At 35.5% G+C, this 15201-nt stretch carries 13 protein-coding genes; 9 read left to right on the plus strand and 4 right to left on the minus strand.

The annotated features are described in order from the left end of the window. The first annotated feature begins 34 nt into the window (after nt 1-34). The 5 genes from MHB55_RS05930 (at nt 35) to MHB55_RS05950 (ending at nt 9281) form a co-directional block, all read left to right on the plus strand. On the plus strand, nt 35-1609 hold the full coding sequence (locus MHB55_RS05930) for a peptide chain release factor 3 (RefSeq protein ID WP_154311239.1): 1575 nt from the start codon (nt 35-37) through the stop codon (nt 1607-1609). Between the two features lie 946 nt (nt 1610-2555). Beyond that, on the plus strand, nt 2556-5612 hold the full coding sequence (locus MHB55_RS05935; RefSeq protein WP_340862812.1) for an efflux RND transporter permease subunit: 3057 nt from the start codon (nt 2556-2558) through the stop codon (nt 5610-5612). Between the two features lie 80 nt (nt 5613-5692). Next, nucleotides 5693-6781, plus strand: coding sequence for an SDR family oxidoreductase (locus MHB55_RS05940; protein WP_154311237.1), 1089 nt, complete (start codon nt 5693-5695; stop codon nt 6779-6781). Between the two features lie 222 nt (nt 6782-7003). Further along, entirely contained in the window at nt 7004-7774 is a 771-nt protein-coding gene (locus MHB55_RS05945) for a TerC family protein (protein WP_144537790.1), read from the plus strand. Between the two features lie 154 nt (nt 7775-7928). Beyond that, nucleotides 7929-9281: a TrkH family potassium uptake protein gene (locus tag MHB55_RS05950; protein WP_151110747.1), complete on the plus strand. Its 1353-nt coding sequence runs from the start codon at nt 7929-7931 to the stop codon at nt 9279-9281. A 197-nt stretch (nt 9282-9478) separates the two neighbouring features. Here the strand turns inward: MHB55_RS05950 and MHB55_RS05955 are convergent, their stop codons facing one another. Further along, complete coding sequence (locus MHB55_RS05955; RefSeq protein ID WP_340862813.1) at nt 9479-11242, minus strand: B12-binding domain-containing radical SAM protein; 1764 nt, start codon at nt 11240-11242, stop codon at nt 9479-9481. A 176-nt stretch (nt 11243-11418) separates the two neighbouring features. Here MHB55_RS05955 and MHB55_RS05960 point away from each other — a divergent pair, with 176 nt between their 5' ends. Together MHB55_RS05960 and MHB55_RS05965 are read left to right on the plus strand one after the other, a co-directional pair. Next, nucleotides 11419-12474 (plus strand): ATP-binding protein, encoded by a 1056-nt coding sequence (locus MHB55_RS05960; protein ID WP_340862814.1) that lies wholly within the window; start codon nt 11419-11421, stop codon nt 12472-12474. 77 nt (nt 12475-12551) lie between these two features. Next, nucleotides 12552-12995, plus strand: coding sequence for a MarR family winged helix-turn-helix transcriptional regulator (locus tag MHB55_RS05965; protein ID WP_144537796.1), 444 nt, complete (start codon nt 12552-12554; stop codon nt 12993-12995). A gap of 39 nt (nt 12996-13034) precedes the next feature. Here the strand turns inward: MHB55_RS05965 and MHB55_RS05970 are convergent, their stop codons facing one another. The 3 genes from MHB55_RS05970 to MHB55_RS05980 form a co-directional block, all read right to left on the minus strand. Continuing rightward, nucleotides 13035-13631 (minus strand): LptM family lipoprotein, encoded by a 597-nt coding sequence (locus MHB55_RS05970; RefSeq protein ID WP_340862815.1) that lies wholly within the window; start codon nt 13629-13631, stop codon nt 13035-13037. A 42-nt stretch (nt 13632-13673) separates the two neighbouring features. Beyond that, complete coding sequence (locus tag MHB55_RS05975; protein ID WP_340862816.1) at nt 13674-14285, minus strand: CPBP family intramembrane glutamic endopeptidase; 612 nt, start codon at nt 14283-14285, stop codon at nt 13674-13676. 124 nt (nt 14286-14409) lie between these two features. Next, nucleotides 14410-14598 carry a YkvS family protein gene (locus MHB55_RS05980; protein ID WP_144537802.1) on the minus strand — a complete coding sequence of 63 codons (189 nt, stop codon included), beginning with the start codon at nt 14596-14598 and terminating at the stop codon, nt 14410-14412. A 122-nt stretch (nt 14599-14720) separates the two neighbouring features. On the opposite strand from MHB55_RS05980, the gene MHB55_RS05985 reads away from it, so the two are divergent. Continuing rightward, nucleotides 14721-14909, plus strand: a complete 189-nt coding sequence (locus MHB55_RS05985) for a hypothetical protein (protein ID WP_144537804.1) — start codon at nt 14721-14723, stop codon at nt 14907-14909. A 110-nt stretch (nt 14910-15019) separates the two neighbouring features. Further along, a complete protein-coding gene (locus MHB55_RS05990) occupies nt 15020-15196 on the plus strand; it encodes an aspartyl-phosphate phosphatase Spo0E family protein (RefSeq protein WP_144537806.1) in 177 nt (58 codons plus the stop codon). Nucleotides 15197-15201: the final 5 nt, after the last annotated feature.

Genomic DNA, 15201 nt, shown 5'->3' on the forward strand with positions numbered 1-15201 from the left:
GATAAAAAAGTGAATAAGAAGGAGATATACAAATATGGACAATAAATTACAAGAAGAAATATTAAAAAGAAGAACTTTTGCAATCATTTCCCACCCCGATGCTGGTAAAACAACTATAACGGAGAAGCTGCTATATTTTGGAGGAGCAATTCGTGATGCAGGTACAGTAAAAGGGAAGAAAACAGGGAAATTTGCAACATCAGACTGGATGGAAATTGAAAAACAACGTGGGATTTCTGTAACATCATCTGTTATGCAATTTGACTTTAATGATTGTCGTATAAATATACTAGATACACCAGGACATCAGGATTTCAGTGAAGACACGTATCGCACGTTAATGGCCGTGGACAGTGCAGTAATGATTGTGGATGCTGCCAAAGGGATAGAGGCGCAAACTTTAAAACTATTTAAGGTTTGTCGTATGCGCGGTATTCCTATCTTCACATTTATAAACAAGCTTGATCGCCAAGGGAAAGAACCTTTAGAATTGATGGAAGAGCTAGAAGAGGTACTTGGAATTCAATCTTATGCAATGAATTGGCCTATTGGTATGGGTAAAGAGTTCTTAGGTATATACGACCGCTTTAATCGTCGTATTGAACAATTCCGCACCGATGAAGCTGAAAGATTCCTTCCGCTAGACGAAGAGGGAGAACTTGCAGTAGAGCATTCTATGAAAGAAACATCGTATTATACTCAAGCTATCGAAGATATTATGCTGTTAAATGAGGCTGGAAATGATTTTGATAAGGATAAAGTACTTTCTGGAGATTTAACACCTGTATTTTTTGGTAGTGCATTAACAAATTTTGGTGTGCAAACCTTCTTAGAAACTTATCTTCAGTTTGCCCCAACTCCGCAACCTCGAATGACAGATGTGGAAGAGGAAGTAAATCCTCTTAACGAAGATTTCTCTGGTTTTATATTCAAAATTCAAGCGAATATGAATCCTGCTCACCGGGATAGAATTGCTTTCGTCCGTATCGTTTCCGGAAAATTCGAACGTGGTATGACCGTTACTTTAGCTCGTACTGGTAAAACATTTAAAGTAACTCAATCCACTCAATTTTTAGCGGATGACCGCGAAACTGTTGAAACAGCAGTAGCGGGCGATATTATCGGTCTTTATGATGTAGGAAATTATCAAATTGGAGATACGGTAGTTGGAGGGAAGAAGGCATTCAATTATGAAAAGCTTCCTCAATTCACTCCTGAAATGTTCGTTAAGGTTACTGCAAAAAACGTACTGAAGTCTAAGCATTTCCATAAAGGGATCTTACAGCTTGTACAAGAAGGAGCTATTCAGTACTACAAAACACTTCATACTGAAGAAGTAATTCTTGGAGCGGTTGGACAGTTGCAATTTGAGGTATTCGAGCATCGTATGAAGAACGAGTATAATGTGGATGTACGCATGGAACCAATTGGCTCGAAGGTAGCTCGATGGATTGAAAATGAGGAAGAAGTAAAAGAATCCATGACAGGTCCAAGAAGTATGCTTGTGAAAGATCGCTATGATCATTACGTGTTCCTGTTTGAAAATGAGTTTGCGACTCGTTGGTTCCAGGACAAATATGAGCATATCAAATTGTATAACTTACTATAATAAAATTCCTATATATGCGAGGAAGTGAATGACAAATCGTTCACTTTCTCGCTTTTTTAGAGTTGAAGGTTATAAATTATATGAATCTATTCTTTAAAAGTATGGAAGTTTGATTGGGAGATGGCTGATTTCCGCTTTCGGCGGTCGCTTTCCGTGGGGTGAGCGATAAGCTCTTACCGTCGCTGACGCGCCGTTTTGTAAGGTCTTATCTGACTCCCTCATCCCACTGGAGTCGCCGCCTGTCGCTCCAATCGCAAATTGGGTTTGGAACGAGTATATAAAATAGATGGTTATTATTTCAATCTATCCTTCAAGCATGAATAAAGTTCTAATTAGAGAAGCTGATTTCCGCTTTCGGCGGTCGCTTTCCGTGGGGTGAGCGATAAGCCCTTACCGTCGCTGACGCGCCGTTTGTAAGGTCTTATCTGACTCCCTCATTCCACCGGAGTCGCCGCCTGTCGCTCCAATTATAAGTTAAGAAAAATGGGAGAGTTGAATGTGTTTCAACTAACACAATATCTAAATACTTATTACTTAAATATAGCTTAGAGAAGCTGATTTCCGCTTTCGGCGGTCGCTTTCCGTGGGTTGAGAGATAAGCCCTTACCGTCGCTGACGCGCCGTTTGTAAGGTCTTATCTGTCTCACTCATCCCACCGGAGTCGCCGTATGTCGCTCCAATTATAAGTTAAGAAAAATGGGAGAGTTGTGTGTGTTTCAACTAACTCAACATCAAGTCATATTACTTAAATATAAAATAGATATGGCTGAATATTTCGCTCTGATCGATAAGCCATTATCTCCGTCGTTTAGGCGTCGTTTGTGATTCTTATCTATAAAATACAAAAAAAGTAAGTTAATTAATGCGATAGATAATAATAAAATTTGAACTCTTGCTTTCTAGAGCATATGATAGAAATAGCTAAAAAGAAGGTGGTCCCCTATATATGAAAATAAGTGATTTCTCCATAAAAAGACCCGTATTTACTACTGTTATTATGTTTTTAGTAATTATTTTAGGCGGGGTATCGTTTTTCAAAATACCAATCACATTAATCCCCGAGCTTAACCCTCCTATAGCTGTTGTTGTAACAAATTACCCTGGTGCAAGTCCTGTGGAAGTGGATGAAAAAATAACGAAACCATTGGAAACTTCCCTAAGTACGCTTCAAGGAATTAAGTCCATTTACAGTACCTCCCAAGAGGGGGCCAATTTCATCTTATTAGAATTTGACTGGTCTATGGATATGGACGATGTTCAACTAGATATCATGCAGCGTATTGATATGGTGCCGGTACCCAATGGAGCAGAGAAGCCTAGATTTTTAAAATTTGATCCTGCTCAATTTCCAGTTATTCAGCTATCTCTTAGAGCAACGGGAGAACAAGATATTCGATTAATAGCGGAAGAGCTAGAAAAAGAATTAGTTGGCACGGAAGGGGTAGCAAGTGTAAATATTTCTGGAACTTTAGTGGAAGAGGTTCAAATACTATTAAACCAAGAGAACCTCCAAAGCAAAGGTCTTACACAGAGTGATATTGTGCAGCTTATTCAGGCGAATAATATCTCTTTACCTGGAAACCCCGTAGAGACAGAAGAAAATATGTCGCTGACAACTCGCATCATCAGCACTCTCACATCTGTGGAGGATATTCAAAACCTGGTTGTTACGGTAAATCCGTTAGATGGATCCAAGGTGACGATTGCAGATGTAGCAACCGTTCAGTTAGCGGAGCAGGAAACTAATACCGAAACAAGAGCAAACGAAAATCCTGCTGTACTTTTATCAGTGCTCCAAGAGTCTAGTGCCAATACTGCGAAGGTTTCAACAGCTTTTCAAGAAGCATTGGACAAGCAATTAGAAAAAGATGAGTACAAGGGTGTAACCGCAGATATTCTCTTTGACCAAGGAGATTACGTCAAAATTGCTATAAACAATATTGGTTCCACTTTAATAACTGGCGGATTACTGGCAATGCTAGTGTTATTTGTATTCCTTAGAGGAGTTAGAAGTCCTATTATTATTGGGGTAGCTATTCCCTATTCGGTCATTGTGACATTTGTATTAATGTATTTTGCCGGCTTCTCCTTGAACATTATGACGCTTGGTGCACTGGCATTAGGAATAGGGATGCTAGTAGATAATTCGATTGTAGTTATTGAAAATATAGAAAGACATTTGGGATTAGGAAAGGATCCAAAGGCTGCCGCAATTACTGGAACAAAAGAGGTGCTTGGAGCTATTACCGCTTCGACTCTAACAACGGTAGCTGTTTTCTTGCCAGTCATTTTTCTCTCTGGTCTTATAGGACAAATTTTCACAGAATTTGCTTTAACTATATCCTTTAGTTTGTTTGCTTCCCTTGTGGTTGCAATAACCGTTATTCCTATGATGGCAAGCAGAATGCTTAAGAAGCCAAAAGGTAACATTGAGGCGAGAAGAAGAAGGTCAAAGGCATACAATAATTTAGATAAGTCTATCAAATGGTCATTGCAACATCGGGCAATTGTTCTCTCCCTTACAGTAGTATTGCTAGTTCTTTCTGTACTAGGGGTATTCCGAGTTGGAACAGAATTTTTACCTCCTACAGATGAAGGGTTTGTTTCTATCTCAGTAAAGCTTGAAAATGGCTCATCATTTACTGCGACAGACGAAATAGTAAATAAAATTGAAGATATACTAAAAGAGCAGGAAGAAGTAGATGTGTATGTAAGCTTTGTTGGCGGTAGTCAAGAAGGTATGTCGAGAGGAACATCTCGATCTAATATGGCTGAGATATCCGTGAAGCTTAAGCCATTGAGTGAAAGAGATCAATCCACTTTTGAATTTGTAGATCAAGTACAGCCTACAATCGTAAAAGCTGTTAATGGAAAAGCAGATATTAATTTTAACGTCCAAACTGCTTCGGGCTCTTCGCCAAATGTTGTTTCCTTTAATGTATCTTCCTCCGATAAACAGGAGCTTTATCAGGCAGTGGAGGAACTCCAAAGTGACCTAGAGAAATTAGAAGGAGTTACAAAAGTTAATAATGATTTAATTTCTACTGTAGAAGAAGTACAAATGACGGTTAAACGTGACGCAGCTAACGAATTAGGCTTAGCTCCAGCTCAAATTGCTCAGATGGTTAATAATGTGACAAGAGGAGTTTTAGCTTCCCAGATTATTTCAGAAGAAGATGAAGTATATGGAGTGTATGTAAAGTATAATGAGTCAGATCGGGAGAGTATTGAAAAGCTTAAAAAGTTAAAATTACGTACTCCAGCTGGTCAATTTGTAAATTTAGAAGAAGTGGCCAATATAGAAGTGTCAGAAGGTCCAGTGGCGATTCGTAGTTTAAACCAAGCAAATGCTGTGGCATTTTCTATAAAATATGAGTCAGAAAACACACTAGGAGATATGTCCGATCAAATTGACCAAGTAATTGAAAATCAAAATTTTGGAGATAAAATAAATGTCAAATTCGGTGGGGACCGCGAGCTATTAGATAACGCGAAAAGTGATATGATTTTGGCGGTATTATTAGCAGTTGTTCTTGTTTACATTGTAATGGCAGCTCAATTTGAATCCTTTAAATATCCTTTGGTTATTATGTTTACAGTTCCTTTAAGTCTTATCGGAATCGCTATTGCATTATTTTTTACTAGTACACCAATTAGCATTTCAGCAGTTATCGGGATCCTTATACTAGTCGGAATTGTAGTAAATAACGGTATAGTCCTTGTGGATTATATTAACCAACGTAAAGCAGAGGGCTATTCTTCTTATGAGGCAATCACGACCTCTGTTAAAGATAGAGTACGTCCAATATTGATGACTGCTTTAACTACCATTTTGGGATTAATTCCTTTAGCGCTTGGGATTGGTGAAGGGACGGAGATTAATCAGCCTATGGCTTTAACTGTAATTGGGGGATTAATCAGTTCTACCTTCTTAACCTTGTATGTAGTACCAGTAATTTATAGTTTATTTGATAAAGAAACAAGAAAAATAAAATCATCATAACATTCAGAAAAATATAAGGAAGGGTCTTCTGTTGAAGACCCTTTTTCAGTATAATTTTATAAAAGGGGCTGATTACTAGTATGAAAAATGCACTAATGACCGGATTTCCAGGATTTTTATCTAAAAATATCATAATAGAATTAAGGCAACAAAAGGCTTATACAACTATTTATGTGCTAGTTCTACCATCTCAACTAAAAAAAGCAGAGGAAGTAATAGCAGAAATATACGCGGATGGTTTGGACGATCAACGAATTGTGGTTATTGAAGGAGATATTACACTACCTAATGCAGGGTTAGATGGGCATATATTAGAAGAATTAAAGCATAAAATCGATTATGTTTGGCATTTAGCTGCTATTTATGATTTAGCTGTTCCTAAAGATATCGCATGGAAAGTTAATGTTCAAGGGACGAAGCTGTTTAATGAATTGGTCCTTCAGTTACCAAAATTAAAAAGGTATATGTATTTTAGTACTGCATACGTGGCTGGAAGAAGAGAAGGCAAGCTATTAGAGACAGAGCTCGTTAAGCCTAATGATTTTAAAAACCATTACGAGGAAACAAAATACGAGGCAGAAGTATTAGTTGATAAACTAAAAAAACAAATTCCACTTACTATTATTAGACCGGGAATAGTGAGAGGCCATTCTAAAACAGGAGAAACGATTAAATTTGATGGACCTTATTTCTTTATCAACATGATTAATAAGCTAAAAGGTCTTCCATTTTTACCTTATATGGGAAAATCATCATCTTTTATTAATGTAGTTCCATCAGATTACATAACAAAAGCGTCCATATATAGTTGCTTTGATAAAGAAGCAGAAGGATTGACTATACATTTAACAGACCCTAAACCTTACCCGGTGGAAGAGGTATATAGAGCTTTTGTAAAAGAACTTACTGGAAAATATCCAAAGGGGAGATTACCACTAGGACTAGCAAAGGTATCAGTGTCTATTTTACCAATAAGAAAATTTCTTCAAGTAGAAAAAGAAACATTAGACTATCTTACATGGAATTCTTCTTTTGATACAACAAATGCTGAAAAAGTTTTATCAAAGGGTAATATTACTTGTCCAGATTTTATTGAATCGGTTCCCGCTATGATTTGTTTTTATAATAAACATAAAGATGATTCAAATTATCATATCCATATTAAGTAATTTTTCTTTACTAATTTGGAAAATGTGTTATTATAGTTTATATAACTAAATAGACTTTTGACATTTGTCAAAGGGGAGTAGCTATAGGGAAACCTATTTCATAGTCGTCATTACATGGCTTAGCCATCGGTTATGATAGCAATTATTTAAAATTTGCTTAGCAAGACCTTTGCCTTTTTAGGCAGGGGTCTTTTTATTTGCAAAAAAAAAGGAGGATATTTAATGGATTACGGAATTTTATTGGAGTACGGGTGGGTTTTACTAGTTCTAGTAGGACTAGAGGGACTACTAGCAGCTGACAATGCAGTAGTTATGGCGGTAATGGTTAAGCATTTACCGAAAGCTCAACAAAAAAAGGCATTGTTTTATGGTTTGCTAGGAGCGTTCGTATTTAGATTTCTCGCTTTATTTATGATCACTTTCTTGGTTAATATTTGGCAGGTACAGGCAATAGGTGCTGCTTATCTATTGTTCATATCTATTAAACATATTTACGATCAACGGAAAAATCCAGGACCGCATATTGAAACGGACAATCTTGAAGAAGGCGCAAAAGGTTCAGGTTTCTGGATGACTGTATTAAAAGTAGAGCTTGCGGATATCGCTTTTGCTATTGACTCAATGCTTGCTGCTGTGGCTATTGCAGTAACCTTACCATATTGGGGAGAATTTGAGATTGGTGGCATCAATGGAGGACAATTTGCAGTTATGTTCATTGGTGGTATCATTGGATTAATTATTATGCGTTTTGCTGCTCATAAATTTGTTCAATTACTCGAAAAATATCCAACACTCGAAACTGCAGCATTTTTAATTGTAGGTTGGGTAGGGGTTAAATTGACCGTACTGACATTGTCTCATCCTAATGTAGGAATTCTAGATGAGCATTTTCCACATTCAACTGGCTGGAAATTGACATTCTGGGTAGTATTACTGGTAATTGCAATAGGTGGTTATTTACTAGGTGTAGCTAAAAATAAAAAGACAGCTTAATATATAATAAAAAGTAGTGTAAGTATATTGTATTGAAGCACTTGGATGTTTAAGAAGTTAAAAGCATAAAAAGATAGTTTAGTTAAAGCTATCTTTTTATGCTTTTTTTTTTTACAATGATGAAATAGGCTTCTTGTTGAAAGGAACATCTAAGATGATAAATAATACTTTTAAAGCAAGGTTCAAAATGACACCAGCCCAGATTATTGTGTCGTATTATTTTATAGCAATTGCAGTTTCGGTTATATTACTCTGCCTACCCGGAGTACATAGACCCGGAGTACATGTAGATTTTATTGATAGCTTGTTTACAGCAGTTAGCGCAGTTAGTGTTACTGGATTGACAACTATAAATGTTGCAGATACATACACACCTTTTGGTTATATTATGCTTATTTTGATTCTCCAGCTCGGGGGAATAGGAATTATGTCATTAGGGACTTTTATTTGGCTTCTAGCTGGAAGAAGAATCGGATTAAGAGAAAGACAATTAATCATGGTTGATCATAATCAATCTAAAATGTCAGGCGCTGTTTTACTGATAAAGGAGATTGTCAAAATTCTTTTGGTAATTCAGTTAGTTGGCTCCATATTATTAACCATTTACTTTACACAATACTACGATACATTTAAAGTTGCCCTAATGCATGGGGTGTTTACTTCTGTTTCAGCTACTACTAATGCCGGATTTGATATAACAGGTGAATCCTTAGTACGTTACCATCATGATTATTTTGTACAAATTATTACAAGTTTGATGATTATATTTGGAGCAATTGGATTTCCTGTTCTTATAGAGGTCAAGGAATTTTTGTCTAATAAAAATAAAAATTTTCGTTTTTCTTTATTTACAAAGCTGACTACACTAACTTACGGAGCATTATTAGTATTAGGTACGATAATGATATTCTTACTAGAAATGTTTAACACATTCAAAGATATGCCTTGGCATGAAAAATTCTTTACTGCCTTATTTCATTCCGTTTCTACTCGTTCTGCAGGCCTCACAACAGTTGATGTGACTTTATTTAATGAAGGCACCAATTTACTAATGAGTGCACTAATGTTTATCGGGGCTTCACCTAGTTCTGTTGGTGGGGGTATTCGCACTACTACATTTGCAATAGCTATTTTGTTTTTGATTAATTTTTCTAGAGGCAGAGAGAACATTCAAATATTTAATAGGGAAATTCATCTGTTGGATGTTTTCAGGGCATTTGCGGTAATTGTATTAGCATTCCTTATGGTATTTGCAGCTACTATTGTTTTGTCAATTTCGGAACCAGATGTACCGGTAACTTCACTTCTATTTGAGATAACCTCAGCCTTCGGGACATGTGGTATGTCGCTAGGTGTTACTGAGGAGCTTTCTTCTTTTGGTAAAGTAGTTATTATGATCCTCATGTTCATCGGAAGAGTTGGCTTGATATCCTTCCTGTTTACATTAGGAGGAAAAAGAAAAATTACAAAATATCACTTTCCAAAAGAAAGAGTTATTATCGGGTAACTTTATTCAATTTGTTTCACTGGCTCTAGAGTTTATGTATAACCGGAAAATTAAAATGAGGTTGGTTATGACATTAGTCATAACCAACCTCATTTTTTATATCATAGCTTTTATCTACTCGGTTGCCCATTATAAACTGAAAGTACAGCATTTAAACGTGATACCATTCTATCCATTAAACCGCTTGAGAGAATAACTTATAGAATAAAATCTGCTAAGTTGTTGTTCTTTTGAATATAAGAAAAATGCGGTGTATTGCCTTTATGGAAAGTTGTTAGAAGGAAACCTTGCTCTTCTTTTATGACTCCTTGTTTAAACAAATTCATGTCTATAGAAATAGGTGTAATAAATGTTTGTTTGTAAATCTCTCTTTCGGTCAAATCCATCTGCGCAAATTCTTTTCCCGCTATAGACGGACTCTCTAGAAGGAGCTTGTAGATAGCAGACTGTTCTTCCTTACTCATATCGTTTTCCCACCAAGGCTTGCGAGGCTGAAATTTTTGTTTGGATAAATAATCAAGCTTCATGACACTTTTAACAGTATTTAAGGGAATCCCCTCTAGATTTCCTAAGAAATCAAATAGACGTGTATAAAGATCCTCTAATTGATGACCGATTCTAGACCAATTTTTGTCTTCCCAAAAAGTCCCGAATTGTTGGAAAAAGTCGAAAGGTGTTTCAAATATATGATTGAAAAGAAATTCTAATGTCTGATCCATTCTATGTGCATTCCAATATTTTTCTAATACGTCTTCTACTTGCTTAATGCGTAATATGTCGTTGAAGCTTAAGACATTATTCGAAAAGATTTCATAAGGAGCTTGGTCAACATATACGTACCCATATTTCTCTGCTTCAACTCGTAAGCCAGTACCTCTAAGGAGCTTTAAAAATCCAAGTTGCAGTTCTTCAGGTCGCATTTCAAATACTTCGTTAAACGTCCTTCTAAAGGATGTATAATCTTCCTCTGGCAGGCCTGCGATTAAATCTAGATGCTGATCAATTTTACCGCCACTCTTCACCATTGTGACAGTTCGTTTAAGTTTCTCAAAATTTTGTCTACGTTTTACTAACTCATTTGTTAAATCATTCGTAGATTGGACTCCTATTTCAAAGCGGAAAAGTCCGGCAGGTGCGTTATCATTTAAAAATTGAATTACCTCAGGTCTCATAATATCTGCTGTTATTTCAAATTGAAAAACTACTCCTGGCAAATGTTCGTCTATTAAAAACTGGAACATTTCCATTGCATAGCTTCTGCTAATATTAAATGTACGGTCTACAAACTTAATCGTCTTTGCTCCGTTTTGCATTAGATAGCGTATATCTTCTTTTACCTTTTCGCGATTAAAGTATCTAACTCCAACTTCAATAGAAGAAAGACAAAACTGACATGAAAAAGGGCACCCTCTACTAGTCTCAATGTAGACAATTCGCTTGGATAGATATGCTAAATCCTCTTCAAAACGGTAAGGCGAGGGAGACTCTCGTAAATCTAATTTTGGTGGTAGCGGATTTAGAATAAATTTGTCGTTTTGGACATATGCTAGTCCAGGTACATCTTTTACATCTTTTTTATCGGAAAGAAAGTCCAGCGTCTCCTTGAAGGCTTGCTCTCCTTCACCAACAACAATGTAATCAATTTCTTTCACTTGTCTAAGCCATACATTCGTATCGTATGAGACTTCAGGGCCACCTAGGATAATCGTTATGGATGGATCAACTGTTTTCAGCATTTTTATCACTTTTATAGTCTCTTCAATATTCCAAATATAGCAGCTAAAGCCTACAATGCTCGGTTTTTTCTGGTACAAATCAGCTACTATATTAAAAGTAGGATCTTTAATAGTATATTCGACAATAAGGGGGGAATATTCAGGCTCAGCGTAAGCTTTAAGACAGCGTAAGGCTAAATTAGTATGAATGAACTTTGCGTTCAATGTAGTTAATATTATATTCATTTTTTCTTAACTCCTTTAGGTTTGCTTAACTATTGTAACAGTGAATATTCGTGTCGACAATATAGTCAAATATAACCATTTCCAGATTAGAATTAATGTGAAATAATCAGAATTAATTAATAATTTAAAAATTTGAAATGGTTTTCTCAGATTCTTATGAGAGGCAGGGTGAGGTAATGTTAGCAGAATACGAATACAAGCAAAGATTTGAACAGGTTTTTCAACTCTTTTCGAGTGGATTAATATTTATAAGTGAAGAAGGTAAAATTATAGATGCTAATCCTTATATAGAAAAAGTGTTGGGGCTGGACCGCACCGAATTATTGAAGATGAGTTCCAAAGCTCTTTTGAATATGCTATCTCTTAAAGGAGAGATAAAGAAAACTTTTCTACAAGATTTATCGACTAATGGACAAGCAGAATTCTTTTGTGAGCTTCAAACGTATATGGGTGACTACAAGTATCTACATTCTATTGTATCCAAACAAAGTGATTCCAATATCTTTCTTATGGAAATACATGATGAATCTGAAAAAATGTTTATGAAGAAAAGGCTCGATCATAACGAATCGCTAAGTACTCTCGGACAACTTGCTGCTAGTATAGCCCACGAGATACGAAATCCCATGACTTCCTTAAAGGGGTTCACCCAATTACTACTCAAAACAGCTACGGATGACGGTAAGAGATATTTAGATGTCATCGATCACGAGATTAACAGAATGGAAGATATATTAACCGAATTCTTGCAAGTATCCAAGCCGTGCAACAATGAATACACATACTTTGAAGTAGATCAACTTATAACAGAAGTAGCTGGCTTCATGTCCCCTCAATCTCTTATGAAAGCAATTGAGATTAATATAATTAATGAAATTTGTCCCAATAATAAGGTTTTTGGGAATAGAAACTTATTAAAACAAGTTTTTATAAATGCGATTAAAAATGCTATTGAATCTATGGAAAAAAGTGGTAATATAGAGATTAGAATATCATTATATTCTAATTGTACAATTAGCGTTAAAGTTGTGGATCAGGGTAGTGGGATAGAAAAACAGGATATAGAAAACATTTTCAATCCTTTTTTTACTACTAAATCTGCAGGAACAGGACTTGGGCTTTCCCATTCCTATGAAGTTATTGAAGCTCATGGAGGGAAAATAGAAGTAGAGAGCAATGTAGGAATAGGTACAACCTTTAATTTTCTGCTTCCATTGCACGGAACCTGCTGAGCTATTTTGACAATCTATTAGTCTGCCCTATATAATAATTGGTAATGTAATTTTTAATATAGGTGAGGATGACGACAATGACAAATGATTCAGCGAGTAGTGCTTTAAAATTATTTATAGTACTTTCCCGAGCACATAAAGTAATACATGAATGTACCAATCATTTTTTTCAAGAGAATGGACTAAATCCAACTGAATTTGCAGTTTTAGAGCTTTTGTTTCATAAAGGAAAACAACCTTTACAACAGATAGGCAATAAAATTTTGCTTGCTAGTGGTTCCATTACTTATGTGGTGGATAAACTGGAGGGAAGAGGCTTCATCAAGAGAGTGTCGAGTGATACGGATCGACGAGTTACCTATGCGGAAATAACAGAAGCAGGAACAGAGTTTATGAACGAACTTTTCCCCCGACATGAGCAACAGCTTATTCAATTAATGAATGCCTTGTCAGAAGAGGAAAAATTAGAGGCTATTGAGCTGCTAAAAAAATTAGGTTTATCGATTAAAAATTTATCCTAAAAAAAACTTCGAGCCTTTGCACGGCCCGAAGTTTTTATTTTAATCGATTTTAATTGTTTCTGCCATTTTAACAAAATCCTCTAAAGCTGGAGATTCGTTCGTATCAAAGATCGTCAATCTCACGCCTAAGCCGTCTTGTAAAAATGTGTAGCCATATACTTTGTTCTCAGTGCCTTCTGCTTCATAAGCTCTGACATCTTCTAGAAGTTTTCCTGAAGGAATAAGGTTAGCATCTGTTATCTCATCTACCTTGCCTTCAGAAGTGGAAGCTTTTAAAATTTCTACTAAATTATTTGTTATATCAGACATATTGACTTCAGAAGCATTATAGACTTCGATTCGCATAGATTGAACATCATTTTCTTTGTTGAATAACAAGTCCTTATTAGGTTCTTCGGCTGTTAGTTCGTAGCCATCTAATATTGTAATAGAGTAGTCTTGGTTTTCACTTTTTACAGTATTTCCTGAAACTTCGGTAGAATCTTTCTCTTGCTCGTTTTCAGTAGCCCCATTGCTAGTAGTATCTTCGGACGGGCTATTGTTATCGTTAGACGTTGCTTCTTCATCTGACGTGCCACAAGCAGCAATTAGAAATGTTAATAACAAAATAGATAAAATAGAGAAAATTTTCTTCATATGAACAGCTCCCTTTTAAGTAACGGTATTAATTGCAACGTTTCATATTATTGGTAGCACCAGGAATAAAAGTAATAGTAACACAATATGAGCTACGATATTAAGTGGCATACTTTTTTTCTTTTCATAGAGTAGGCCAAAAATTACTCCCATTATAATAGCGGCGAGTACACCAATGTAAAAGCCACTTGCAATAAAGACTGCTCCGTACAAGATGGAGCTTATAATTATAGCGTTAGTAGGGGAAAGCCAATTTTTAAGGGCTACTTGGATAAAACCTCTCCAGAATAGTTCTTCACCGGGAATAATGATGAAGAATAATAAAATGTAATGCCACAAAGCAGTAGGTGCAAAGGTTCCTAAAAAGTTAGAAACTTCTTTGGTAGTTTTAGATGGTAGAAAATCTAATAGCTGATAACCTAAAACAAATAATAAATAAGTTGCTACACCATATACTATACCCCAAAATAAGTAACTAAACGTTCTCAGTTGATCTTCTATTTTTGAAAAATAGAAAGCACCAGCTGTTAAAAATAGAGTTGTAAAAGAATAAAAGTACCAAAATACTTTTTCATTTGAAAAAGTTAGCCAGCAAAAAACAAAAGCCAGCAATAAGGATATTATTAATCCTAAAAAGAGTTTGCGGTTATTCATAAAAGCACATCCTTACCATAGTCACAACAATGAAATTTATTGATAATCATGACAGTATAGTAAAAAGAATTGCTTGCTACTTAGAAAAAAACCGTTCTTCTTACGAAGAGGAACGGCATGACGTTTAATCTTCATTACTATATAATATTTTATAACGCTTATGATTGATTACCGTTTTTTCTTCTAGTTCAAGCTCGTTGAAGTTCTCCATATAAGTTAGATCAACTATTACAGAGTTTTCATTTACTTTTTCTACTATACCTTGAAGACCATCTTTAAACTCAATAATGTTGCCGACTTCAGCGATTTTCATAGATTGTCCCATCCCCTTTAAGAACATAATATAATACAGTTTGCCTTAAAAAAAGAGGTACGTAAAGTATTTTTATCAAAAGTTTTGAAACTATACATTTCTTAGACAAAAGGAGAAACATTATGCATCCGATAGATGAACAACTTGATATGTTAAAACGAGGAGAAATAGAAAGCATTCAAGTATCCAAAGAAGATTTTTTAAATTTTAGGGAAGTACTTGTTAGAAGAGAGGATTTTAAACACTTTAGTGGCAACGCTATGCAAGGTGGGAATATAATATATACTTATCTTAATAATCCTAGAAGTTAATGTGTTCGTGCATTAACCTACCTAAAATAGTCGGTATATTCTGATTTCTAAAGGTTTAACTGTAAGTAAAATGAGGAAAATATACATTTTGCAAAAAGGGGAGTTCTCTCATGATGGAATCTATTTTAAATAGGCTAGAGACTACAAGAGAAAAGATGATTCAATCTGCTATAGAAAATGGTGTAACTAATAGAGAAACTATTCGCCTAAGTGAAGAACTTGATCATTTACTGAATGAATTTCATTCTCAAGTAAAGCAGCATAGTACTTCTGAACAGCTTGAATAGTATTT

The organism is Psychrobacillus sp. FSL K6-1267, from assembly GCF_038003265.1.
GTDB classification, from domain to species: domain Bacteria; phylum Bacillota; class Bacilli; order Bacillales_A; family Planococcaceae; genus Psychrobacillus; species Psychrobacillus faecigallinarum.

What these genes read in the sequence shown, in the direction of transcription:
- MHB55_RS05930 (WP_154311239.1), top strand. Translation starts at nt 35, where the DNA reads ATGGACAATAAATTACAAGAAGAAATATTAAAAAGAAGAACTTTTGCA.
- MHB55_RS05935 (WP_340862812.1), top strand. Translation starts at nt 2,556, where the DNA reads ATGAAAATAAGTGATTTCTCCATAAAAAGACCCGTATTTACTACTGTT.
- MHB55_RS05940 (WP_154311237.1), top strand. Translation starts at nt 5,693, where the DNA reads ATGAAAAATGCACTAATGACCGGATTTCCAGGATTTTTATCTAAAAAT.
- MHB55_RS05945 (WP_144537790.1), top strand. Translation starts at nt 7,004, where the DNA reads ATGGATTACGGAATTTTATTGGAGTACGGGTGGGTTTTACTAGTTCTA.
- MHB55_RS05950 (WP_151110747.1), top strand. Translation starts at nt 7,929, where the DNA reads ATGATAAATAATACTTTTAAAGCAAGGTTCAAAATGACACCAGCCCAG.
- MHB55_RS05955 (WP_340862813.1), bottom strand. Translation starts at nt 11,242, where the DNA reads ATGAATATAATATTAACTACATTGAACGCAAAGTTCATTCATACTAAT.
- MHB55_RS05960 (WP_340862814.1), top strand. Translation starts at nt 11,419, where the DNA reads ATGTTAGCAGAATACGAATACAAGCAAAGATTTGAACAGGTTTTTCAA.
- MHB55_RS05965 (WP_144537796.1), top strand. Translation starts at nt 12,552, where the DNA reads ATGACAAATGATTCAGCGAGTAGTGCTTTAAAATTATTTATAGTACTT.
- MHB55_RS05970 (WP_340862815.1), bottom strand. Translation starts at nt 13,631, where the DNA reads ATGAAGAAAATTTTCTCTATTTTATCTATTTTGTTATTAACATTTCTA.
- MHB55_RS05975 (WP_340862816.1), bottom strand. Translation starts at nt 14,285, where the DNA reads ATGAATAACCGCAAACTCTTTTTAGGATTAATAATATCCTTATTGCTG.
- MHB55_RS05980 (WP_144537802.1), bottom strand. Translation starts at nt 14,598, where the DNA reads ATGAAAATCGCTGAAGTCGGCAACATTATTGAGTTTAAAGATGGTCTT.
- MHB55_RS05985 (WP_144537804.1), top strand. Translation starts at nt 14,721, where the DNA reads ATGCATCCGATAGATGAACAACTTGATATGTTAAAACGAGGAGAAATA.
- MHB55_RS05990 (WP_144537806.1), top strand. Translation starts at nt 15,020, where the DNA reads ATGATGGAATCTATTTTAAATAGGCTAGAGACTACAAGAGAAAAGATG.